Annotated in this window: 21 protein-coding genes, 1 tRNA gene and 1 pseudogene; 15 read left to right on the top strand and 8 right to left on the bottom strand. The window is 42.8% G+C overall.

Translation table 11 applies throughout. The features are described 5' to 3' along the window. Positions 1 to 289: 289 nt before the first annotated feature. Positions 290 to 709, top strand: coding sequence for a hypothetical protein (locus V7K35_RS00780; protein ID WP_335075560.1), 420 nt, complete (start codon positions 290 to 292; stop codon positions 707 to 709). Between the two features lie 129 nt (positions 710 to 838). Here V7K35_RS00780 and V7K35_RS00775 read toward each other — a convergent pair whose 3' ends face one another. Further along, positions 839 to 2,068: a TetR family transcriptional regulator gene (locus V7K35_RS00775; protein WP_335075558.1), complete on the bottom strand. Its 1,230-nt coding sequence runs from the start codon at positions 2,066 to 2,068 to the stop codon at positions 839 to 841. Positions 2,069 to 2,241: 173 nt separating this feature from the next. On the opposite strand from V7K35_RS00775, the gene V7K35_RS00770 reads away from it, so the two are divergent. Further along, positions 2,242 to 3,099: an acyl-CoA desaturase gene (locus V7K35_RS00770; RefSeq protein ID WP_335075556.1), complete on the top strand. Its 858-nt coding sequence runs from the start codon at positions 2,242 to 2,244 to the stop codon at positions 3,097 to 3,099. Between the two features lie 28 nt (positions 3,100 to 3,127). Then, positions 3,128 to 3,307, top strand: a complete 180-nt coding sequence (locus V7K35_RS00765) for a hypothetical protein (RefSeq protein WP_335075554.1) — start codon at positions 3,128 to 3,130, stop codon at positions 3,305 to 3,307. A gap of 437 nt (positions 3,308 to 3,744) precedes the next feature. Here V7K35_RS00765 and V7K35_RS00760 read toward each other — a convergent pair. Next, positions 3,745 to 3,954 (bottom strand): annotated as a pseudogene (locus V7K35_RS00760) (2-oxoisovalerate dehydrogenase E1 subunit beta). A 302-nt stretch (positions 3,955 to 4,256) separates the two neighbouring features. Between V7K35_RS00760 and V7K35_RS00755 the strand changes: the two are divergent. From V7K35_RS00755 to dhaL, 3 genes are all read left to right on the top strand, one after another. Beyond that, positions 4,257 to 5,132: an MBL fold metallo-hydrolase gene (locus tag V7K35_RS00755; protein ID WP_335075552.1), complete on the top strand. Its 876-nt coding sequence runs from the start codon at positions 4,257 to 4,259 to the stop codon at positions 5,130 to 5,132. 349 nt (positions 5,133 to 5,481) lie between these two features. Beyond that, positions 5,482 to 6,555, top strand: coding sequence for a dihydroxyacetone kinase subunit DhaK (gene dhaK / locus V7K35_RS00750; RefSeq protein WP_335075550.1), 1,074 nt, complete (start codon positions 5,482 to 5,484; stop codon positions 6,553 to 6,555). 28 nt (positions 6,556 to 6,583) lie between these two features. After that, on the top strand, positions 6,584 to 7,225 hold the full coding sequence (gene dhaL / locus V7K35_RS00745) for a dihydroxyacetone kinase subunit DhaL (protein WP_335075548.1): 642 nt from the start codon (positions 6,584 to 6,586) through the stop codon (positions 7,223 to 7,225). 156 nt (positions 7,226 to 7,381) lie between these two features. Here dhaL and V7K35_RS00740 read toward each other — a convergent pair whose 3' ends face one another. Continuing rightward, a complete protein-coding gene (locus V7K35_RS00740) occupies positions 7,382 to 9,676 on the bottom strand; it encodes an IMS domain-containing protein (protein ID WP_335075546.1) in 2,295 nt (764 codons plus the stop codon). Between the two features lie 765 nt (positions 9,677 to 10,441). On the opposite strand from V7K35_RS00740, the gene pdhA reads away from it, so the two are divergent. The 8 genes from pdhA (at position 10,442) to fba (ending at position 17,325) form a co-directional block, all read left to right on the top strand. Then, entirely contained in the window at positions 10,442 to 11,476 is a 1,035-nt protein-coding gene (gene pdhA / locus V7K35_RS00735) for a pyruvate dehydrogenase (acetyl-transferring) E1 component subunit alpha (protein ID WP_335075544.1), read from the top strand. 115 nt (positions 11,477 to 11,591) lie between these two features. Beyond that, positions 11,592 to 12,461: an aldose epimerase family protein gene (locus V7K35_RS00730; RefSeq protein ID WP_335075542.1), complete on the top strand. Its 870-nt coding sequence runs from the start codon at positions 11,592 to 11,594 to the stop codon at positions 12,459 to 12,461. Between the two features lie 60 nt (positions 12,462 to 12,521). Beyond that, positions 12,522 to 12,593 (top strand) — tRNA-Lys (locus V7K35_RS00725). Between the two features lie 29 nt (positions 12,594 to 12,622). Next, positions 12,623 to 12,784: a hypothetical protein gene (locus V7K35_RS00720; protein WP_335075540.1), complete on the top strand. Its 162-nt coding sequence runs from the start codon at positions 12,623 to 12,625 to the stop codon at positions 12,782 to 12,784. 343 nt (positions 12,785 to 13,127) lie between these two features. Then, positions 13,128 to 14,462 carry a PAS domain-containing sensor histidine kinase gene (locus V7K35_RS00715; protein WP_335075538.1) on the top strand — a complete coding sequence of 445 codons (1,335 nt, stop codon included), beginning with the start codon at positions 13,128 to 13,130 and terminating at the stop codon, positions 14,460 to 14,462. Between the two features lie 63 nt (positions 14,463 to 14,525). After that, positions 14,526 to 14,711, top strand: a complete 186-nt coding sequence (locus V7K35_RS00710; RefSeq protein ID WP_335075536.1) for a hypothetical protein — start codon at positions 14,526 to 14,528, stop codon at positions 14,709 to 14,711. A gap of 311 nt (positions 14,712 to 15,022) precedes the next feature. Beyond that, positions 15,023 to 15,571, top strand: a complete 549-nt coding sequence (locus tag V7K35_RS00705) for a hypothetical protein (RefSeq protein ID WP_335075534.1) — start codon at positions 15,023 to 15,025, stop codon at positions 15,569 to 15,571. 674 nt (positions 15,572 to 16,245) lie between these two features. Next, positions 16,246 to 17,325: a class II fructose-bisphosphate aldolase gene (fba, locus tag V7K35_RS00700; RefSeq protein ID WP_334726355.1), complete on the top strand. Its 1,080-nt coding sequence runs from the start codon at positions 16,246 to 16,248 to the stop codon at positions 17,323 to 17,325. A gap of 242 nt (positions 17,326 to 17,567) precedes the next feature. Here the strand turns inward: fba and V7K35_RS00695 are convergent, their stop codons facing one another. Next, a complete protein-coding gene (locus V7K35_RS00695; protein ID WP_335075532.1) occupies positions 17,568 to 18,380 on the bottom strand; it encodes a carbon-nitrogen hydrolase family protein in 813 nt (270 codons plus the stop codon). 210 nt (positions 18,381 to 18,590) lie between these two features. Between V7K35_RS00695 and V7K35_RS00690 the strand changes: the two genes are divergently transcribed. Beyond that, on the top strand, positions 18,591 to 19,184 hold the full coding sequence (locus V7K35_RS00690; RefSeq protein WP_334797457.1) for a MarC family protein: 594 nt from the start codon (positions 18,591 to 18,593) through the stop codon (positions 19,182 to 19,184). Between the two features lie 154 nt (positions 19,185 to 19,338). Here the strand turns inward: V7K35_RS00690 and trxA are convergent, their stop codons facing one another. The 4 genes from trxA to V7K35_RS00670 form a co-directional block, all read right to left on the bottom strand. Continuing rightward, a complete protein-coding gene (trxA, locus tag V7K35_RS00685) occupies positions 19,339 to 19,662 on the bottom strand; it encodes a thioredoxin (protein ID WP_273763647.1) in 324 nt (107 codons plus the stop codon). A 322-nt stretch (positions 19,663 to 19,984) separates the two neighbouring features. After that, positions 19,985 to 21,148, bottom strand: coding sequence for a GuaB3 family IMP dehydrogenase-related protein (locus V7K35_RS00680; protein ID WP_334726358.1), 1,164 nt, complete (start codon positions 21,146 to 21,148; stop codon positions 19,985 to 19,987). A gap of 511 nt (positions 21,149 to 21,659) precedes the next feature. Further along, positions 21,660 to 22,190, bottom strand: a complete 531-nt coding sequence (locus V7K35_RS00675; protein ID WP_335075530.1) for a YdcF family protein — start codon at positions 22,188 to 22,190, stop codon at positions 21,660 to 21,662. A 661-nt stretch (positions 22,191 to 22,851) separates the two neighbouring features. Further along, positions 22,852 to 24,105, bottom strand: a complete 1,254-nt coding sequence (locus tag V7K35_RS00670) for an exonuclease SbcCD subunit D (protein ID WP_335075528.1) — start codon at positions 24,103 to 24,105, stop codon at positions 22,852 to 22,854. Positions 24,106 to 24,445: the final 340 nt, after the last annotated feature.

The following is a 24,445-nucleotide window of genomic DNA, read 5'->3' as shown; positions in this document are numbered from 1 at the left end:
CCTCAAAACGACTTTGAAGTACCTCAAAACGACTTTGGAGTACCTCAAAACGACTTTGGAGTACCTCAAAACGACTTTGAAGTACCTCAAAACGATTTTGAGGTATCTGTTAATGATTTGATGTTACTTTTTTGACAAGTTTAATAAATACCTCAGTACAATCAACTAAAAATAATTTGGTTGATTTGAATTTGCTTTAATTTTTCCGAATTATCTCTCAGAGAAGTTTATTGTTGCATTGGCTAGAGTACATGCAGTAATCCTATAACTTTCTTCAGGAGCGCATTTTATGGCACGATTAAAACGCAGTTCACTGACTCTCGAAAACGCTCTCCGTCGAATTGCAGGAATGCGATCGATTAGCCCGACGCTAGAATTTGGCAACGGATTAAATTTGACAGACTACGACAGCCGCATCCAAACTTTGCAAACCCAGCTATCTAACTACAACACTTTACTATCTACCTTGGATGAAATGACCGGTCGCCTCTCTCTAATTGAAGAAGAATTGCGCGGCTACTCTGAAAAGATGTTGATGAGTGTGGCAACCCATTATGGCAAAGACAGTTTGCAATATATCCAGGCGGGAGGCAAGCCACGCAAGAAATTATCACGCCGTTCGAGTAACACCCAATCCCCATCTAAGAGTACAGCTACAACCTTGAATGGTGCAAACAATGGTAAAGGAACCTCTATTGTTTTACCTTAATTGTTTAACTGCATCATGCTAATGAATTCTTAATTACGAATTACTAATTACGAATTACTAATTACTAATTATTCGATCGCTGGCTCTGCTTCGGAGAACGCCACCTGATAATCCTTATGTCCCCACTCCCTATCCTGGCTTATGATCCAAACGGGTAGCTTGCTCTAGGGCGGCTTTTTCTTTGGCTCGGCGGACATAGGGTTGTAATTGGGTGCGATCGCAACCTGTTAAAATAATCAGGTTTTCTAAGCTGATTCCCCGCATTAACATTTCTACGCGCCAGGTTTGCTGTGCCTGAGCAACAGCTGGCCTTTGTGCTTGGGGAGTTAATAGCCCTTCACTCCATACTTGCCAACGTGTCTGAAGTTCTGATTCTGAGAGGGGTTTGCCTGTTTCATTCAAAAACATGGCTGTTTGAGTATCTTTACGGCTTTTGTGCCATTTGATTAAGGGATTATTAGTGAAAGAGCCGTAACGTTTGCCCAGAATCCACTGATTCACAGGTACTTGACGAACAAATCCGGGGATTGTGATTTGCAAAAAGTGCCCTTGAGTATCGTAGATTTGGTGAGATCGCTCCAAGCTAATTATTTCTGTGGCGGATAAGCCAGCCCCAAATAACACATAAGCCAAAGCATAATCTCGTACTCCCCAAATTCTTGCTTGTTGCAGAATTTCATGAACTAAACTAGCTGGTAAATCAGCTACTTCTGTGGTAAGGAAGCCTCCTTGTAAGGGATTGGTTGCTGATTCCGCTGAAGATGACATGGCTCCATGTAAAAACAACTCCACCAAATTTTCCAGAAAATCATCCCGATCCTCCCAAAGTTCGTGAAATTCGCTGGTAAACTCAATTACGGCATATCCCAAGATCATCCCATTTAGCAAACTAGCTAATTTTTCTGCCGGTAAGTAGGTATTTAAGTGTCCTTGCTGGATTACAGTAGCTAAATACTGAGCTACATAACGGTTTGCCTCTGTTACTCCCCTGCCTAGTGCGCGGCGATTTTCTGCCGGGAATTGGTCGGCTTCACCGACCACAGACCGGACGAACTCTGGCACTCGTTCTAATGCATGTAAGCTATCACTTGCATAATCTTTAAGAGCTTGGTATACATTGCCGGGAGGCGTTGCCCGCCGCACCAGCGATTCACCTAAATCCTTGAAGGCTGCGGACTCTTCCAGCACAGCTAAAAGCAGTCCATGCTTATTGCCAAAATTCCGAAATAGAGTCACTTCGTTGACCTCGGCTTTTTCAGCGATTTGGCGGGTTGTGGTAGCGCTAACTCCCTGAGCAGAAAACAACTCAAGTGCAGCTTGAATCAAGCGTTGACGAGTGGAAATGAGTTGAGACGACATAGAAAAATGCAAGTGGCACTTGCACGGATATCAGAGTTCTGCTAGCATAACAAATGTAAGTGATACTTGCTTTACTCTCCTGTAACGAACTAGTATATAGGGCGGGTAAATCCCTTGTGGGATGGCATCCAAGAAAAGGCAAATTGCTTCATCATCCATCAACAGGAATTTTTATGACCGCAAATTTTGGGGCGATCGCCCCTGAGAGAGGCAACTCACCTCAACTCAGTTGGACGAATGTAGTATTTTTTGCTACATTTCATGCTTTAGCACTTCTGGCTCCTTGGTTTTTCTCCTGGCCAGCATTAGGTTTGCTAGTGTTTCTACACTGGTTATTCGGGAGCATTGGTATTTGCCTGGGATATCACCGACTACTGAGCCATCGGAGTTTTCAGGTTCCCAAGTGGTTAGAGTATGCGATCGCCCTGATTGGAGCGCTGGCTTTGCAAGGCGGGCCAATTTTTTGGGTAGGTGGACACCGCCAGCATCACGCCCACACGGAAGATATCAATTTAGACCCCTACTCTGCCCAAAGAGGATTTTGGTGGAGCCATATCCTGTGGATTTTCTACCCACGTCCAGAATTTTTTGACTATGACACCTATAAAAAATATGCCCCAGATTTAGCAAGACAACCCTTTTATTGCTGGCTGGATCGCTACTTCTTGCTGTTGCAAATACCCTTTGCGCTGCTGCTATATGCTTTAGGAGGATGGTCTTTTGTGATTTACGGAGTGTTTGTTAGGTGTGTCTTGCTTTGGCACTCAACCTGGTTTGTGAACTCAGCATCACACCTGTGGGGTTATCGCACCTTTGATGCCAATGATGGCGCTCGTAATCTTTGGTGGGTATCCATCGTAACCTATGGAGAAGGATGGCACAACAACCATCATACTTATCCCCACATGGCAAAATCTGGGTTGTCTTGGTGGGAAATTGATGTTACTTGGTGGAGCATCCTAGTTTTGCAGACTTTGGGTTTAGCCAAAAAAGTTGTCTCGCGTCCTCCTCAAGGTGCAACTCACGGCTAAATTGCAACTAAATTACCATGAATTTGTTATGCCGATTGCTTCCCGCAGTCGGCTTAATAAGCTGTTATGCATTTTAATTGCATATTTACAGGCTTTATTATGTGGTGGTATCGCTACAAAGGGAAAAATCCCAAACCGCAGACTCGAAAAATGGTTGAGCCGGCAAGCAGGAGTTAGATACTCAAACCGACGCGATCGCTTAATTTAGATCGCGCATCTTTTTAAAATCAGGAAAATCCTCTCTGAATTCAAAGAGGATTTATAAGTAAGTAATGATATTTAACAAACAACTGAACAGCTATATTGTTTTACCCAAAGTAAGAGATTGATGTTAGTAAAGCGATCGCCATATTTTGGCCGATTTGCGATCACAACTAAAGTTTTAGTCATAAGTGAATTTATTAAACATTAATTACACTCACTTATAGCGGTTCCCATTCAGATGCGGTACAACATTATATTGCGAGGTGTAGGGGCACGGCAATGCTGTGCCCCTACGCGTGTACCTCACGTAAAAGAGAACCGCTATATTTTGATTGCGACCGCTCTTGATTTGATTAATCCGAAACATCTAAAAAACTGGTTTACAAACTGTTGCTACTGTACTTCATGAACCTGCAATCCGCTGTAAGTCTCGTGGGAGTTTCAAGAAGCTATTACCTCATCACGGACTATGTGTAAGCGAATGATTTTAGGACGGTTGTGTTCATTAGGAAAATGGCAATGAACCGCATCACGGATCATTTACCGTAATGTTTCTATATCGTCAGCCTGAGTAAAAATTGATTCGGTTAAAGCTCTAGCTGTATAACCACCATCTGGATCATCTTCAACGAGAAAAACAATTTCAGTCATAACTCTTCCCTTAGCTACTAAATTTTACGATCGCTCATGAATAATGGTGTGAGTGTTTGTCCACACTTAATGCAAAACTTATTGCCATCAGCAGTAAAGGGTTGGAGCAATTGGAATTAGAACAGTAAAGCATATTTGGGAATATATCAGCAGTTCCCATTTTCTGCTGACTGGGTTTCACGACTCTCTATTTTTGAGCAAATTTACTTCTAGTGGAGTCTACAATCTCAAGTCATTTTTGCTAGCGTAGTCATATAGAGTTTATCGCTCCCCGGTAAGCGGCTGGAAGCAAAAGGATTAATATGGCTCATTTAAATCAACGTCGTTCCCAAAATCTCAACGGCGATTTTTATGTAGATACTACCTGTATTGATTGTGATACCTGTCGCTGGATGACTCCTGAAGTGTTTTCTCGTGTTGATGAACAGTCGGCGGTTTATCATCAACCAACGAATGATGCAGAAAGATTAGCAGCACTTGAAGCACTTTTGGCATGTCCTACTAGCTCTATTGGCACAGTTGAAAAACCAAAAGATATCAAAGTTGCTCAACAACAGTTTCCAATATTAGTAGCAGAGAATGTTTACAACTGTGGCTATCATTCTGAAAAATCTTATGGTGCTGCTAGCTATTTAATTCAACTTCCAGAAGGTAACATCTTGGTGGATTCTCCCCGGTTTACGCCGCCTTTAGTTAAGCGTTTAGAAGAGATGGGTGGAATTCGTTATATGTACCTAACTCATAAGGATGATGTGGCAGATCATCAAAAGTTTGCCGAGCATTTCCAGTGCGATCGCATCCTTCATGCTGATGATATTTCTGCGGGTACTCGCAATGTGGAAATACAGCTAAGTGGTTTTGAACCATTTACTTTGACTCCAGATTTATTAATTATTCCAGTTCCCGGTCACACTAAAGGACAAACTGTTCTACTTTATAAGAATAAATTTTTGTTCACTGGCGACCATCTCGCTTGGTCAGAAAGCTTGCACCAACTGGCTGCATTCCGCGATTTCTGCTGGTATTCTTGGTCAGAACAGACTAAATCAATGCAGAACTTGGCTAATTACTCTTTTGAGTGGGTGCTACCAGGTCATGGGCGAAGATTTCATGCTGATAGAGAAACCATGCGTCAGCAGATGCACAAGTGTATTGAGTTGATGGAATCTTTGAATTGACATTAAATAACTAACAATTCAGGTCATGTGGAAAAACCCACGAAAAACCTAACCCCCTTCCCGACGCGGGAAGGGGGAAAATTCAAAGTCTCTCTCCTTTTAGGCTACGGTGTACACACAAGTTATCGAATCACTACCAGTCCTCGAATTACCCCACCCTAACCCTCCCCGTATGTATTGGAGAGGGAACAAGATTCTCTTGTTTCCCCCCTTTCCAAGGGGGGATTAAGGGGGGTAATTCGACTTGTGTGTACACCGTAGCCTAAAAGGAGAGAGGTCAGACTGTGTTGCATACAAACGAGAAGCGCTATAACCTGGGTTTTAGCATCCTTTTAACCAAACACGGATTATGAAAAAGCTGATCAACAAGCCGGAAGACTTTGTGCGGGAAAGTTTAGAAGGTATGGCAGCGGCTCACTCCGATTTAATTAAACTAAACTATGATCCCGCTTTTGTCTATCGATCTGATGCATCTATACAGGGTAAAGTAGCAATCATTTCTGGTGGCGGCAGTGGACATGAACCAATGCACGCTGGCTTCGTTGGCAAAGGAATGCTTGATGCAGCTTGTCCTGGTGAGGTTTTCACTTCACCTACTCCTGACCAAATGCTAGAAGCAGCCAAACGGGTAGATGCAGGCTCTGGTATCCTTTATATCGTCAAGAATTACAGCGGCGATGTGATGAACTTTGAGATGGCAACGGAGTTAGCCCGTGGTGAGGGCATTCGAGTGCTAAATATTTTGATTGATGACGATGTGGCAGTGAAGGATAGCCTCTATACCCAAGGACGCCGGGGTGTGGGAACAACAATACTGGCGGAAAAAATTTGTGGCGCTGCGGCTGAGATTGGGTATGATTTGCCACAAATAGCAAATTTATGTCGCCGAGTAAATCTGAATGGGCGGAGTATGGGAATTGCTCTAACATCTTGTACAGTCCCCGCTAATGGAACGCCGACATTTGAATTGGGCGATCGCGAAATTGAATTAGGCATCGGTATCCACGGTGAGCCAGGAATAGAACGCACAGCCATCAAATCAGTAGACGAAATCACCGAAATCTTAACGCGATCGCTCATTGAGGATACAGCATACAGTCGCACACTGCATGAGTGGGATGAAAACAAGGGAGAATGGGTAGATATAGAACTAATAAATCTCCCATTTGCAAAAGGCGATCGCTTGTTAGCTTTTGTCAATAGCATGGGTGGAACTCCCATTTCTGAACTGTATATTGTTTACCGCAAACTAGCCCAAATCTGCGAACAGCAAGGATTGCAAATTGTGCGAAACTTGATAGGCCCTTACATCACATCTCTAGAAATGCAAGGTTGTTCGATTACCCTGCTGAAATTAGATGATGAGATGATCCGGCTATGGGATGCACCAGTAAAAACGCCGAGTTGGCGCTGGGGAATTTAGCTAATTACGATTTATGAATTAGGTTGATATGGTGAGTCAGGCGCAGATATTACAATGGTTGCAGGCGTTTGCAACCGAGATAGAGCAGAATAAAGCATATTTGACAGAATTAGATGCTGCGATCGGAGATGCTGATCACGGGATCAATATGGATCGTGGCTTCAAAAAGGCGATCGTTCAGTTACCAACTCTTACAGACAAGGACATTAGCAACATTCTCAAAACCGTCAGTATGACCTTGATTTCTTCAATTGGCGGTGCAAGTGGCCCTCTTTATGGCACTTGGTTTTTACGAGCCAGTACAGCAGTAGTAGATAAGCAAGAATTAACAGCACAAGATGTATTAGAGCTACTCCAAGCAGGCTTAGACGGTGTGCTGCAACGTGGCAAAGCGCAATTAGGAGACAAAACAATGCTGGATGTGCTATCTCCGGCTGTGGAGGCTTTTAGGCAAGCTTTAGGGGAAAGTAAGGGGACGGTGGAAGCTATGCAACAAGCTGTAGTAGCAGCCCAAAGGGGGTTGCAGGAAACTATACCAATGCAGGCGAAAAAGGGACGGGCTAGTTATCTCGGTGAGAGAAGTATTGGACATCAAGATCCGGGAGGAACTTCTACTTATTTGATGTTGAAAAGTTTGTTAGGGGTGTTAGAAAGTTCTGGGAAATTTTGAGTTGAAATTTATTGCGGTTTTCGGGTGGGTATCAGTTTCAGAGTTTAGAGCGATTGAAGAATTCAGGAATAAGAATCACTCTTCCTTGAGGATTGGAACCACCCACTTCGTACTAAGCGAGCTTATCCTAGACATCGCCTAAAAATTCCAACTTATCTAATTGACAACAGATATACTCTGGATACGCCATTTACCTCGTTCTCGAATCAAATCATACCGAACTCGCAATTTATCATTAGAAGAGTTTTGAAACTGACCATTTTCATATAGCTGTGTTGCTTCTTTAACCGTAGCTTCCACTGCGGCACGATCTGCAAATAAATCAATTTTCTCTACAGATTCCACCTTCAGACTATGGTCGTACTTGCGGTAGCGGTTATCTGACCTATCCTGTTGAGCAATCAGCCGCCATTGAGATAAAGCTGAACCAGTTAAAATCTGCTCTAAATTATTAATCTCATGATTGGGTCCTAAAGCTGCGGTTTTAGTAGATAGCCAAGTCCGAATAACTCCCTCTGCGGTTGCATCTGTTAAAGGGCTATCTAGTGCTTGTGATTTACTATTTGGATCAGGAATAGCTATTGGTGGTTGATTTATCTGGATAAACAACTGTGAGTCAGGCACAGATGGTGTCGGAAAAAATAGATTTTTTAACCATCCAAAAGTTGTTGTGGCTAACACCCAGAAAACTAATATACTCACCAAAGAAATAAATACTCTCCATACCAGCCGTGTTTTCCCTTCTATGGTGTTAGCAAAGGTTCGCCGCCGCCGGGGACGACGAGACTGAGGACGATTATCTGGTACACGCTCTCGGCTAGCAGATGGAGTCGGTTTTCTCCTTCTACGCTTTTGGTTATGACCAGGTGCAGCAGTCTTAGCTGAACCATTCAAATGCTGATTAGTATTTCTACTCATCCGTTCGGCAGTAGGAACATCTGATTTTACACTCCCAAATGAATTCCACATGGGTGGTAATAAATTTGAATATTCGGGTGTTTGTTTTGTTGGTGTTTCTGGCAAATCTGGGTCAGGTGTTCTGCTGTGATTAAATTGCCCTGAAGTCCTAGTTGAATTGTTGGGAAAATGGGGATTATTTTTCTGGGGCTGGGGAAAATACTGGGGGTTAATTACAGCCCATTCATTAGTTGTTTCTGCATCAGTTGGCAGTGCTTCTAAATAAGCTTGCACCTGTTGGTTAGCAAAGTAATCTTTTAGGAAAGCTTGCTGGTTTACTAAATCTCGAAAATGGGGAAATACTTCGTGTTGCAACCACTGTTCTGCATATAGACACAGCCCCGGTAACAAATCTGGAGAGTCTTGAGATTTTTCCCGAATAAAAGCTAAAGCTTCGTACTCCTGACTAAGTTCTAAAACACGAGTTGCTTCTTCAGTTTGTCCCAAGAGTAATGCACATAGCGACTGCTCTAAATGTACATCTTGGCGCTTGCTTAGGCGCATGAGCATTTGCCTTGCTTGACGAATTAAAGCAGGTTGACGTTGAGCAAACCCCCGTGCTATCAAGGCATAAACAGCTAAGTAAGTGGCAACAGCAGAAGGACGTTTGCTTTGGGCTTCAAATAACTTGTGTTGCTCTGCGACTGTTAAGTGGTTGCGTAACTGCTGGATAAATCGCAGAAAGTCATCTATATTTAAACCAGAATCATCATTATTCGTGCCATCAATTCCGCCACGATCTTCTAAAAGATTTTGCAATAATTCTAAACCTTGGCTTCGTTCGGCAGTCTTCTCTTGAGGTAGTGCCAACAACTCCAAAATTCGATATGGTCGCAATTTGTAAAGATCCGCCTGAATTTCTGCCTGTACACTAGAGAACAACCCTTCGCGTGCTAGCAGTTCTTGACCAGTTTCTAGGGATATGGCGGCATTTTCATAGTGACCTTGCTGCCACTGTTCACGACCTAATTCTAGACAAGCAAGGGCAACAGTGAGAACAACATCTGGATGTTCTGCACTTTCGTGTATTTCTTCGTCTGTTAAATTATTGCCTTTTCCTGTACTTGTAGCACCATTTTTATTTACCAGGTACGGACGACCTAGTTTCAATACAAGTTCGTATTCCCCCAACTCTTGCAAAATTAATAAAGCGCCAACTAATTCGTCTTGGGGAATTTCGATGCCCAGACTCTGGGTATTAATACCCCTTTTGTGGCTCTCTGTGCGATTTTCCAGTGCTACTGCGGCAGCAGCAAGGTTATCAGGGTCATAAGCGTGGGCAAGATAAAGCTGATCGTAGGTACTGCGTTGTTTTGGATCTGATAAAACCACGTAAGCTTCTTCTATGAGTTGTTTACGAGAAGAAATTGCTGCCTGAGAATACTCACGTCGTGGCAATTGTACAATGCGATCGCTGTATGCCTGCCGCAATTGTTCATCACTTGCCGCCAACGGTAGTCCTAAAATTCGGTAGTAATCTAGCGGAATTCGCACAGCCTACTTCCCCTGCACCGTGATCAACATAATTCACCTAGAGCTTTCCAGGCCTGTAAAACTGTGCCATAAAAATGCCGTATAGAATTTACTTTACAAGTGTATATTGCAACAACTTGTTTTGTACCTTCCCGAAATTTTGAGTCACATTCTAGTACTAATTTTTTGCTTTCGCCTAGAAAGCCTCAATTGTTTGTCTTAATTCTTAGTATTTTTGTTTAACACGACTATTATCAGCCTTCGATACCACAAACCACAACTACCGCTTTTAATCACGGCATAAATGTTGTGGTTGCAAGAATCTATTGATGATTAATTTTTTTGGGACTTTCCCAGTAGGCGGTAACAAAAATACCACTATTGGGAGTTGACCCTGATAACAGGAGAAAAAAATCATATCATAATTAACTCTTAATTACAATTACCTATTTGGGTATAGAGACTTTTGCATCTTTTTTTTAAATTGTTAATGGATATGCAGAAAGCAGCCTATCTTGATTGCTAGTCTATAAAGGGCAATCGTGAGACAGAAAAACCCAAAGCGACAGATATTGTCGTTAGAGTCAAATCCTCACGGGGCATGGGCTGAAAACTTAAAAATCAAAAATTAAAAATTCAGCTATTCCCTAAGACCCTTTTTTGGTGCATAAATAAAGTTTGATTGTTGAGTCTTGGAAACGCTAGCCTGTTAAAAGCTGAGGTGTTATCAGACCAACTTATTTAAGACTGTAACTTTAAGTTGTACAACAGGGATACTCAAAAATAATGGTTCAAGAGCGTACTTTACCCACATTTAATCCTGCTACTACGCACATTACTAAGGAAGAAGGGTTACGGTTTTATGAGGACATGGTGTTAGGGCGCTTATTTGAAGACAAGTGCGCTGAAATGTACTACAGAGGCAAAATGTTTGGTTTTGTCCATTTGTACAACGGTCAAGAAGCCGTTTGCAGTGGGGTTGTGCAGTCTATGCGACCGGGTGAAGATTACGTTTGTAGTACTTACCGCGACCACGTTCATGCTCTGAGTGCGGGTGTCCCAGCAAAAGAGGTAATGGCAGAATTATTTGGCAAAGCCACAGGTTGCAGCAAAGGGCGCGGTGGTTCCATGCATATGTTTTCTGCTGAACATCGCTTGCTGGGTGGCTATGCTTTTGTGGCTGAGGGAATTCCTGTAGCAGCTGGAGCGGCTTTTCAAAGTAAATACCGCCGCGAAGTGCTAAAAGATGAAAGTGCTGACCAAGTGACAGCTTGCTTTTTTGGCGACGGTGCAGCTAACAACGGTCAGTTTTTCGAGACGCTAAATATGGCAGCCCTATGGAAACTGCCAATTCTGTTTGTAGTTGAAAATAATAAGTGGGCCATTGGGATGTCTCACGAGCGAGCCACTTCCCAGCCAGAGATTTATAAAAAAGCCAGTGTATTTAACATGGTGGGCGTGGAAGTAGATGGCATGGATGTACTAGCAGTCCGAGCCGTAGCCCAAGAAGCTGTAGCCCGTGCCCGTGCAGGTGAAGGCCCAACATTAATTGAAGCACTTACCTACCGCTTCCGGGGTCACTCCTTGGCAGATCCCGATGAAATGCGAAGCAAGGCTGAGAAAGAATTTTGGTTCGCCCGTGACCCTATTAAGAAGTTGGCAGCTTATTTGGTCGAGCAAAATCTGGCGAATGAGGGAGAAATCAAAGCAATTGATCGTAAAATTCAGGATGTAATCGACGAAGCGGTTAAATTCGCCGAAAGCAGCCCCGAACCAGACCCCAGCGAATTATATCGTTTCGTGTTTGCAGAAGACGAATAAATTTGGGGATTGGGGGCTGGGGACTGGGGACTGTGAAAGAGTTATTTTGCTCATAATCCCCAATCCCTAATCCCTAATCCCCAATCCCTAATCCCTAATCCCAGGACTAAAATTTGTGTTTAGCATTGCAGTTCAACAGCAACAGTACAAGACCTACATTCTTTCTGATGAAGCCGCAGGTTCTCAGTTGGAAGTCGTACCAGAACGCGGTGGTATCATCACCCGTTGGCGCATTCAAGGGCAAGAAATTTTCTATTTGGATACTGAACGCTTTACTCATCCTGAGTTGAGTGTCAGAGGTGGGAATCCAATTTTATTTCCTATTTGTGGCAATCTACCAGATAATACTTACATTCATAATGGACAAAAATATACTCTAAAACAACACGGTTTTGCCCGTGAATTGCCGTGGAAAGCAACAGAACAACAAACTGGAGATAAAGCTAGTCTCACTGTCGTTCTTGATAGCAATGAGCAAACTAAGGCAGTTTATCCTTTTGATTTTCAGCTGGCTTTCACCTATGAACTTCAAGGTAATACTTTAGAAGTCCGCCAGCAGTATAAAAACTTGTCATCCACACCAATGCCCTTTTCGGCTGGTTTCCATCCCTACTTTCTGTGTGGTGATAAAACTCAGTTAGAGCTTGAAATTCCCTCTAAGCAGTATCAAGACAATCAAACTAAGGAAATTCACTCTTTTGACGGCAATTTTGACTTTAGCCGTGATGAAATTGATTTTGCCTTTGGACAGTTAACGAGTCAATCAGCCACTGCGATAGATCACAGCCGGAAGTTAAAGCTCACTTTGGATTATGATGATTTCTCTACCTGGCTGGTATTTTGGACAGTCAAGGGCAAAGAATTCTACTGTTTAGAACCGTGGAGTGCCACCCGTAACTCTCTCAATACTGGTGAAAACCTGACTGTGTTAGAGCCAGGAAGCAGCTACACGGCATCTGTGCGGTTAACAACGAATTTTTTCTAAAGTCCTTTACAAATCTATAGATTTATATGCTATGATGGCAAAGTTGCGAAAAAAAATAACGGGTCGCTAACTCAACGGTAGAGTACTCGGCTTTTAACCGATTAGTTCCGGGTTCGAATCCCGGGCGACCCATATTCAAGGAAAAAATATCTTATAAGTCTTTGAGCATAAAAGTCGAGGCTAGCTCTATCGCTATCAAAAAAATTGTGAATGCGATCGCTCTGGGTAATAAAAAATTTTCGGATGAGCGACGCCGAACAGCCCGTCGTAGACATCGCTTTTTGGTGAAGATAAAAGAAAGATTACAGATTAATCGAAATTAACTAAGTTATCCACCTATTCCAGTGATTTTACGGTTACTTTAGTGCTGGCTAAAGGTAAATAACTGAATTTGAGCTTTTAAATTGGAAGTAACAGATACAGGCTAATTTTGAGTGTTGGCTGTTAGACATGGCTCAAAAGCTTAAATTTTATATAGTACATACGTGTAAAGCGTAAGTTATAAAAACTTAAATGTTAATTATTTAATACTTAAGGGAATACTAACTAAAGTTGTGCAAGGCTGACTCTTTTCCTTTTATAAGAACAAAAAAAGAGTATTTAGAACGCACAATAGTCAAGAATTTAGGTATGCCCTTTATCTATTAATTTAGGAAGTAAATTAATATGGAAAATTTGACAAGCGAGCAAGCTGAAGAAGCTTTGTTTCGCCTAGCGGCAATTGTAGAGTCCTCTGAGGATGCTATTATCAGCAAAACCTTAGATGGAGTAATTATTAGCTGGAATCTTGGTGCAGAAAGAATATTTGGATATAAGGTAAAAGAAGTACTTGGTCAACATGGGACAATACTTATTCCTACTGATCGCATCAACGAGGAAGCCCAAATTATTCAGAAATTGAGGAAAGGAGAACGAGTTGAACATTTTGAAACTGTGCGTCAACACAAAGATGGGACACTAATTGATATCTCACTGACAATTTCTCCGATTAAAAATTCGACAGGTACAATCATTGGTGTCTCCAAAATTGCTCGTGATATCAGGACTAGTAAAGAAATTGAAAAAGCTTTGCAAAAGTCAGAAGCTCAACTGCGTCAGAAAGCAACTGAGTTGGAAACTACCTTACTTGAACTGAAGCGAATGCAGACTCAACTAGTGCAAAATGAGAAAATGTCTAGTTTAGGGCAGTTAGTTGCTGGGGTAGCGCATGAAATTAATAACCCAGTAAACTTCATCTATGCCAACCTCATGCCTGCCAATGAGTATACTCAAGACCTATTAAAACTGCTACTGTTGTATCAAAAGCATTATCCCAGTCCAGTGACGGAAATCCAGCACAAAAGCGAGGAGATCGACCTAGATTTTCTGCTAAAAGATTTGCCCAACTTACTTTCCTCAATGGAAGTTGGAGCAGTCCGGATTCAAACGATTGTGCGCTCTTTACGGAATTTCTCCCGTATGGACGAAGCTGAGATCAAACAGGTCAACATCCATGAGGGCATTGATAGTACGCTGATGATTTTGCAGCATCGCCTGAAAGGCAAGTTTGACCAAGAAATTAAAGTGGTTAAGAATTATGGCAACCTGCCGTTGGTTGAGTGCAAAGCTTCTCAACTGAATCAGGTGTTTATGAATATCATTTGTAATGCAATCGATGCCCTTGAAGAACGAGATTTACAGCGTATATTTAGCGAGATTGAGCAACAGCCCAGTCAAATTCTGATTTGTACTAAGATGCTTGATTCACATCAAGTACAGATTCGGATTGTAGATAACGGTCTTGGTATCCCAAAATTCGCTCAAGAACGATTGTTTGACCCATTCTTTACCACTAAGCCAGTTGGTAAGGGGACTGGATTGGGGTTGTCGATCAGCTACCAGATTATTACTGAGAAGCATAATGGCTCATTGCGGTGCCATTCCATACCCGATCGGGAAACCGAGTTTGTAATTGAGATCCCGATTCGACAGAACTGTCTAAACAATGTTTCCGAAATGTAAGTATCTAATTTTACTTTAGTGCAGAACTTTTCGGTCTACTGAATTTGAAGACTTAGTAAGTCTTTGAGGATAAAAGTCGAGGCTAGCTATATCGTTATCAAAAAAATTGTGAATGCGATCGCTCTGGGGAATAAAAAATTTTCAGATGAGCGACGCCGAACAGCCCGTCGTAGACATCGCTTTTTGCTGAAGATAAAAAAAGATTACAGATTAAGCGAAATTAACGAACTTGGAAGTGTACTTCAGTAATTTTACGGTTATTTAAATGCGGTGTGAAGATGGATAACTGAAGGAGAAGGCAATCATAGCTTTTGAGCCTGCGACTTCCTTATAACCTGACAAAATAGCTCACTGGCTGGCTTGGTACAGGTGCAAAGAGAGAGAGAATGCTGTTACCGCTTTACGATCGTTTGAGGTAACTATTACCACTTAAGTATAAATATTATTACTTAAAATCACAGCTATGACATATAGATGTGAGTAACAAAAAAGGCATTCAGATGCTCATTAACAGACTGCCCTTCTAAACACAACACCAAACACAAGAGGCCAAGAAACTTATGACAAAGGTAAAAGTCGAATTAGTTAACGTTTATTGCCGAGATACCGAAGATGTAACCGGTGCTGACGATTTTTATCTCATCGGTGGTTTGGTTGGAGGAGAAACCACCAAGGCAATTCTGACAACTCCGATTAAAATCAATGATAAGCAAACCAAATCTTTCAAACCAGACCAAACCGTTTTATTTGAGGGCGAAATCCCACAAGGGCAAAGCGTCAAAGGCGGACTAAAGGCTTACGACGAAGATGCTGGAAAAGACTGGGCTAAGTACGGTGACACAGTTAAAAAGATTAGTAGTGCTATTTCAGGTGCTATAGCAGCAACAGGTCCACAAGGAGCTGTTGCGGGAACGATACTTTCAGCAGCTACAACCGCAGCAAGCTGGATCGGTTCTTTGGATAAAGATGATTTACTCGGTACTACCGAATTAGAAATTTCCTCCACAGGACCCTCCCATGAAGAGCGAGCTTGGAAAATGTCCAAAACAAGCGGTACGGGCTGGTCTACCTGGGATTACACACTTACCTATCGGATTAGCCGTTCCTAGAGGACTGATTAATAACAGTATGAGCGCCTGATTTTGGAAAGGGGGGTTAGCAAGAAAGCTTACGCACCTTCTTAGGTGTCTGTGCGATGTCTAGGACGGGCTGTTTAGCGTCGCGTCTTTGTTAAGCATTTTAATTGAGACAGCTTTGAAGATGTAAAGCGATCGCTTTACTTTGCCTTTGTCAGTGCGATCGGTTAACAACACTATACTGATTTTTGATTGTAAAAAGAGCGATCGTGTAGGGCGATCGCTCTTTTAATTGCAGTCAGTGCGATCGCCACTTTATGATAAAATTTGGCTAATTCCGTAGACTACGCATAATCTAATCCCAAATGCAATATTTAGGGGAAAACACCCTTACAGCATTTGTCAAAAATTAGTACCTTTAGCTTGAAGCGATCGCTTTGAGATGACCATTTTGAATACCGGGCTACCAAAACTACTAGTTGCAGGGTAGCTAAATCTACAGCAATACACAGCAAGTATGGGGCATAGTACAGTAGTATAGAGCAAGTATAGGGCATATTTATAGTAACTATGGCGTAAAGTTTTTCAACATAGACACACCACACTAGTTATAATTTCCTATAAGTTGAAAAAACTCTTAAGATTTAGCGTGATTATTACGCTTCTTTCACACCGACTAGCTGACAACCACATTAGGAGGACTATCTATGGCGCTTGTACCACTGCGGCTGCTGTTGGATCACGCAGCTGAAAACGGTTACGGCATCCCAGCTTTCAACGTTAACAATTTGGAGCAGATTCAGGCGATCATGAAGGCTGCTGTCGAGACAGATAGCCCCGTAATTTTACAAGCTTCACGCGGCGCTCGTAATTATGCAGGAGAAAACTTTCTTCGCCATCTGATTTTGGCAGCCGTAGAAACCTATCCTCAGATTCCCATTGTCATGCACCAAGATCATGGTAATGCGCCTGCTACCTGCTACTCAGCAATTAAGAACAACTTCACCAGCGTGATGATGGATGGTTCTTTAGAAGCTGATGCGAAGACCCCCGCTAGCTTCGAGTACAACGTTAATGTTACCCGCGAAGTCGTAAATGTAGCTCATGCTTTGGGCGTCAGTGTTGAAGGTGAACTCGGTTGTTTGGGTTCTCTAGAAACTGGTGCTGGCGAAGCTGAAGATGGTCACGGGTTTGAAGGTACACTCGACCACTCACAACTGCTAACTGACCCCGATGAAGCTGTTGACTTTGTAGAAGCAACCCAAGTAGATGCTTTGGCTGTTGCCATTGGCACTAGCCACGGTGCTTACAAGTTTACCCGCAAGCCGACTGGGGAAATTTTGGCAATCAGCCGCATTGAAGAAATTCACCGCCGTTTGCCTAACACCCACTTGGTAATGCACGGTTCATCCTCTGTACCAGAAGATTTGCTTGCACTGATTAACCAGTATGGTGGTGCAATTCCTGAAACCTACGGTGTACCTGTAGAAGAGATCCAAAAAGGTATTAAGAGTGGTGTACGTAAAGTAAACATCGACACCGACAACCGTTTGGCTATTACTGCTGCTGTACGTGAAGCTTTGGCTAAAAAACCAGAGGAGTTTGACCCCCGTCACTTCCTCAAGCCTTCTATTACATATATGCAGAAGGTTTGTACTGAACGCTATCAGCAATTTGGTACTGCTGGCAACGCAAGCAAGATCAAGCAAATTTCTTTGGAAGATTTTGCTGCTAAGTATGCTAAAGGTGAACTCAACGTTGTTACCAAGTCAGCTGCTAAAGTTTAATTTTGACAACAAATAAATAGGGGCACAGTGCTGCTATGCTCCTAAAAGACTGAGGATTCTTATATTGGCATAAACCGGGTGGTTACCCGGTTTTTTGTTTTATTCCCAGGTAATAGGCATTGATTATTTCCTCCCTGTTCCTCTGGTTACTGAGCGCAGTCGTAAAGCCTCCGGCATAGCTACGCTTAGGGCGCAGCCTCTGGTAGAGTTGTATGCTCCCTCATCCCCTTTGTCCCCAGCGCCTAGAATACTCGATGTTGTAAAGAGGGCATTTGACGGCGGACTTGTTCGAGCCTAGTGGGCTTGATTTGTGCGATCGCAATTCCCGGCTTTTCCCCAGCATCGGCTAAAATTACACCCCAAGGGTCGATAATAACGGCGTGTCCGTGGGTTAGACGGCGGGCGTAGTTATTGCCTGCTTGGGCAGGAGCAATGACGTAAGCGGTATTTTCGATGGCTCTGGCTTGTAATAGTACTTGCCAGTGGTCTTTGCCAGTAAAGGCGGTAAAGGCAGCGGGAATAAAGATAACATCAGCTCCCTTATCTGCTAGATGACGGTACAGTTCCGGGAAGCGGACATCATAACAAATAGAAAGTCCTAAATTACCGAGTTTTTCTGAGAAATAGACGGGGGGTAGTTGCGTGCCAGCCACAACAGTGCTGGATTCACGATAGGTGTTACCGTCAGGGACATCAACATCAAATAGGTGTACTTTGTAGTAGCGGGCAAGTTCTTGACCGTTCGGGTCGATAAGTAGAGTGGTGTTATAAACTTTGCCTGTATTGTCTACAGGAAGTGGAAAGCTGCCGCCCAAGATTGTAATTTGAAAGCGTTGAGCCATTTTTTTGAGAAATTTTTCACTTTCAAGAGCGATCGCATCGCCTTGGGCGAGTTTGTCTTTTTCTTCTCCCATATAGGAAAAGTTTTCTGGCAAACCTACCAATTCAGCACCTTGACGCACGGCAAGCTCGATTAATTCTTCTGCCTGGGCCAAATTTTTCTCTAAATCTGGCACACTGGTCAATTGAATAGCGGCGGCTAAATAAGATTTCATAGGTTCAACAACGAACAGTTGATTTATGGAAGATAGATTATCAAAATATATCGCTAGTTAAACATTTGTGGAATTTAATTATAAATGTGTCAGCGAAAATTTTCTTTAATGAACTTGTTTTATTGCCGATCTTAATATTCCTCTGGATTCTAGCAAACTGATCAAGATTAAGATTAGGTTGTGATTAAACCCTGATCAAAACTACCCGCTGTGGATATTCCTATTTTCATTCAAACATTTATCGCTGTGTTTGTCCTGGCAGATGCTGTGGGCAATATACCAATTGTTTTAGTTTTGACTAAGGGCATGATGCCAGACCAAAGAAACAAAGTTATAGATAAAGCAATTATCATTGCGATCGCAGTTCTTTTGCTATTTGCCTTTGCAGGGCAAGTAATTTTAAATTATTTGGAAATCAGTATCGGCTCTTTGCGAATAGCAGGAGGACTATTGTTGCTGTTAATTGCTTTGCAAATGCTGCGGGGAGAATTAGATCAGCCGATTATTGAGGAAGGACGCGATGTTGCAATTACTCCATTAGCTTTACCACTGCTAGCGGGACCGGGGACTTTGACAACGGTGATGTTGCTGATGTCGAAATCACAGAGTCCGCATATTGCTGTGGGGGTGGGTATCTTAGGGGCGATGTTTATCACTTGGTTGATTTTGCGTTTAGCAAATCTGATTGACCAGTGGATTGGTGCAGAAGGTGGAATAATTGTGACTCAACTTTTGGGTTTTTTGTTGGCGGCGCTAGCAGTGGAAATTGGTAGTACGGGAATTAGGGAGTTGTTTTTGAGCTAGAAAACTCCTAAAATTATTCGCGAGCGCAAACTGTATACAAATGTAAATAAGTTTGAAAGACGAGAAATTCGCGCCTCTCAAACTTGTTTATAAAAATTAACCTAAACTTAGAACAACATGGATAACTCAAGAGGATTTTATTGCCGATTGAGTTTCAAAGATACTTTTCGAGAGTGGAAGCTAATGTAGTTTTAGGCACAGCGCCGACCACCATATCCACTTTTTGTCCACCCTTAAAAATCATTAATGTGGGAATGCTGCGGATGCCATACTGACTAGCAACATTAGGATTTTCATCTGTATTGACTTTTACGACCTTTATTTGACCTTTGTACTGTTCGGAGATTTCATCGACAACAGGAGCTACCATACGGCATGGTCCGCACCAGGGTGCCCAAAAGTCAACTAAAACGGGTACTTCGCTGTCGAGTACTTCTTGCTTGAAACTAGAATCGGTAACTTGTGCGGCTGTTGACATGCCTAAAACCTTCGCCAATAATATCTGAACTTGGTGAAAATTCTACCATAGCAAAAACCTCAGCTTGGAAGTGCGAGGATGTACATTTGCAAAGAAGCTCTCTTATTTTATTTATAAACATAAGGAACCGCCCGAACAGTAGTTCGGGCGGAGTGTGGTGTGAGGAGTGAACGGAAACATGCGTCTCCGCTATTTCTATTGTAGGCGACATATCGGATTTTTCCAGCAATTGTTTAGGGGCCTGGAAAAATTTATTCCAAAATTAGACATTGGGCATTAATTATTTCTTCCCTATCTCCTTCATCTCCCTACTCCCACTCTTTTATTTCCCCATACCTAATTGTTGAGCTTTCTGATAAACTTTACCCTCAGTTAATAAAGAAGGCGCAATCACAACTTCCACTTGTTGCATTTCTTTAATATTTTTAGCTCCTAAGGTGCCCATGCTCGTCTTTAAGGCTCCTAAAAGATTGTGAGTGCCATCATCTAGTCCTGCTGGACCAATGAGTATTTGCTCTAGGCTACCAGTGGTGGCAACGCGAATGCGGGTGCCACGAGGCAACACTGGGCTAGGAGTCGCCATGCCCCAATGATAACCTCGTCCTGGGGCTTCGGCGGCTCTGGCAAAGGGGGAACCAATCATCACACCATCAGCACCACAGGCGATGCATTTACAAATGTCGCCACCGGTGATTAAACCACCATCAGCGATGACGGGGATGTAGTTGCCAGTTTCCTTATAGTAATCATCTCGTGCCGCAGCACAATCAGCGATCGCAGTTGCCTGTGGTACACCCACACCCAACACGCCACGGGACGTACAAGCAGCACCAGGCCCAATTCCCACCAGTACCCCAGCCGCCCCAGCTTTCAACAAATTCAAAGTGACTTCGTAAGTCACGCAATTCCCCAATACCACGGGGATGGGCATGGAACGGCAAAATTCTGCTAAATCAAGCGGTACTAAAGACTCTGGTGACAAATGTGCAGTAGAAACTACCGTAGCTTGTACAAAAAATAAATCTGCTCCAGCTTTTGCCACCGCCTCACCGTATTTACTTGCACCGGCTGGAGTTGCACTCACCGCCGCAATACCACCTTGTTGTTTAATTTCCTGAATACGTTGTTCAATTAATTCCGGCTTTATTGGTTCGGCATAGAGTTCTTGCATCAAGGCAACAAATTCATCTTTCCCCACAGAGGCAATCCGATCTAATATTGGCTCTGGATCAGCATAGCGAGTTTGAATCCCCTCTAAATTGAGGACACCTAATGCTCCTAACTGTGACAAACGTACAGCCATGCGAACATCTACTACGCTATCCATTGCACTGGCAATTATCGGGATTTCTCGCTCAATATTGCCAATACGCCACTTAGTATCTGCCAAACTGGGGTCTAGTGTTCTGTTACCGGGGGCTAGAGCAATTTCATCTATTCCGTAAGCTCTGTGAGCTGTTTTTCCCCGCCCAAGTTGAATTTCCACGCTTTAACTTTTCTCAAATCTGTTTAAGCTAGGGTATCAAATTGTGAGATAGATTGGAGCGTTTTTTTTCCGAACTATACAGATAAATTCCAGTTACCCAAGCCGCCGCTCAAAACTTTGGTGGACGCAAAGTATGTACCAAGGAAGCAAATGAGCAAAAGTCGTTAATTGGTTTGAAGGTTAGTGTTGCGCTAGTTTTTCAAAAATTGGACTTTGATGTGTTTGTTATTACTAAGTTTATGTCAAGATGATTGGCATTAGTTGTCTTAATTTCCTTGTATTGACTAAGGTCAAGCTCATACAAATTCTTATAAATGATCCAAAATTGGAATAGTTTGTATTGTTTAAAATCGAGAAACCTTCTGAATATAAAGATTTTCAATTCCATTATCCAAAATCGTTCGACTGAGCGACTTGTACCGAAGTAAGTCGAGGTAAGTCGTATCCCTACGGGGAAGCAAGCTACGCGTAGCGTTCCGCAGGAAAGTCCAAAATCCAAAATTGGTTTGATTTATCGTTTATTTTTAGCTGCATCCACACCAGTGTAACCAGTGGCTAACCAAAGTATCGCTCTGGCTCCATCGCGAATAGATTTTTCGATAGATTCAGGAGGTTTTTCGGAAGGAACTGGCACTGGTTTTAAATAAATACCCCGACTACCCAAAATAATTTCGCCGATGATACAAGCTCGGCGCATATGGAAGTCTGAAGTAATCAAATAAACGCTCTTGATGCCACGAGCTTGCAAATCATCCACTAACGTAGTAAAATTAGTAACTGTATCTACAGCTTCATAGTCTAAGTGTAAACGTTTGCGATCAACACCAGCTTTGGTAAACACTTGTTGGGTAAATCTAGGTGGACTACCCCCAGTAATCCAAATTGGTATATTTGGATGCTCTCGAACAAATTTTGCTGTAAACTTCTCTCGCTCTAAATGTCTAGTTGAACCACCTAACACTACAACTGCTTGCGGCTGTACAAATTGGTTTTGTACTTCTTTGTATCCCCACCAGATGATTAAGGGTAAGACAAAAGCCATTAAACGAAAAGATTTACCTGTAAAGAGTAGCTTATTCAAGGCTGGATAACTTTATTTACTGAGTCCCTAATTTTCTCTGGCTAGAAAAAACAATTGATATGTAGAGTAGCAAACTCCTCAAAAATCTGCCCAAATTTATATTTGAATGGTTTTCATGTTACAGCGCGATTAAGCGTGCTTGAAGTTTTTCCTCTAATTGATGGATTATCCTAACCTGTATCGGACAATCTATCAAAGGGTTGTAGCAGCTTGTTGAAGAACCTCATTTAGTGGTACATTATATTTTTTTACCGCCCACTGTTGCAAAACCCAGAGTTACAACTCGTTCCTTGGCTAGTCGAGCATCAGCGCTCTATGGGCTTGCTTAAAGCTGTTGGTCAACGACATTGACACAACGTCGCAAGGTCTCTTGACATTCTAAGCTGTTGGTCAACGACATTGACACAACGTCGCAAGGTCTCTTGACATTCTAAGCTGATGGCTTTAACTTGAGACCAATCGTGAGACACTCCGAAGTTCTGAGTGCAGGAAGCCGACGCTTAGACTTCTCTCCATCCCACAAGAAATAGTTGAATATTTTTTTACTTAGAAGTCCCTAACTAAAAACAACTTTGTTAGGAGACATTGCCCTTAAAAGATGAAAATATAATTAGCATGTGTTTTACTCACTAGTTGCTGCTTCCAGCCAGACTTCCACATCATCTGTTAATAACTTCTGTGCAGCCTCCAGCATTGATGCTGCGATGTCTTTAAGGTCTTCGCGGTTGTTCAAGTAAGTTTTCAACGCTTCCATTGGGTCGATGCTGCTACTCGCACTCAATTCAGGAATCCGTGGCCTGGCTAGTTGACTGACTAATTCTGCTTGAATGGTGTAGGTATGAGCGGCACTTAAAGCAGTATGTAGAGAAGAACTGTCAATTAAATCCATCTGTTCAGAGCGGAGTTTGTAAATTAGCCGCACTACTGCATCTTGAATATCATATTTGGCGATCGCTTTCATTAATACTGCCTGGGGATCATCTGCTTTCGAGACATCCGCTTCAATGGTGCGGAAAGTCCGAACTGTCAAAGGACAAAATTCCCACTCAGCGCTCCCCCGCTCCAGTTCTAACATCACATAGCCTTTGTCTTCCTTTTCTTCACTAAAATCCACCCGCTCAATGCTCCCTGGATAAATCACCGGCGGGTTGTTGGATTTATTTAGATTTTGGTGGCGGTGGACATGTCCCAACGCTACATAATCAAAACAAGGTCGCGTCAGCAAAGATAGGGGTAGAGTAAAGCCTTTACCCACCGCCAAAAAACGTTCTGCGCCTAAGGCAGCATTGTCAGACATCAAGTGAGCCAGAAGGACAGTTGGCACATTGGGGTCAAGACGACGAATTTCCCCTTCTAAAACAACTCGCAGGCGTTCCGTTAACAGTTGGTTGACTTCTGCCAAAGACAAACCTTCAGTCTCTTGGCGAGTCATCAGAGTGGAACGGGTTAGCCAAGGGAGGGTGATTACTTGCACTTTGCCATTGCGGGTTTCGATGCAGTGAGTTGTTAATGTATCTCCAACAACAAATCCTGGCACTCCCAAAGTCCGGTAAATATTTAAACTCGCTCCTCCCTGTCCTTGGGAATGTTGGTCATGGTTGCCTACCAATAGCACTGTTGGAATATTGGCATCCATGAGACGGCGAAACTGGCTGGCAAAAGCTTGTTGTACATAGGGCGGTGGTGTAGCATCCGGGAAAGCGTCGCCACCAAATATCACCATATCGACGGCATCTGTCAGCGCTCGGTCGATACATTTAGACAGGGTGTTGACAAAATCCTCCAACCGTGTATTTAATCCAGTCGCGGGATTAATTCGTCCGTGGGAGAAGCCGCTTCCCATGTGGATGTCGGAGAGGTGGAGGATTTTAATCATATTTGTCCTTCGTTCTTTGTCTACATATTAATGACAAATAGCTATAGGACTTACGCAAAAATTACCAACTTCGCTTAATTTATCGAACCGCCAAGACGAGGCAGTGCGCCCTTGCGGCTCTGCCGACTTGAAGCAACTGCCGTGCCAAGAGCGCCGAGAATTCGTAGAGTGTGCGTAAGTCCTAAGCTATTGAGAACTGTCTAAATGTCTCAAACTTACCAATGACTCGTCAATATTCTACATTTTTCCCTTGGGCTTATTGTATTTTTTACCACTTTAGTCTGAGAAAGATTGGATAAAAATATGCGCTTTCGCCAAAACTTTACTTAAAACCCACATT

Origin of the sequence: Nostoc sp., assembly GCF_036917275.1 — a bacterium.
Taxonomy (GTDB): domain Bacteria; phylum Cyanobacteriota; class Cyanobacteriia; order Cyanobacteriales; family Nostocaceae; genus Nostoc.
The sequence above is the reverse complement of the archived record's forward strand: the minus strand, read 5'-3'. Positions and strand labels throughout refer to the sequence as shown.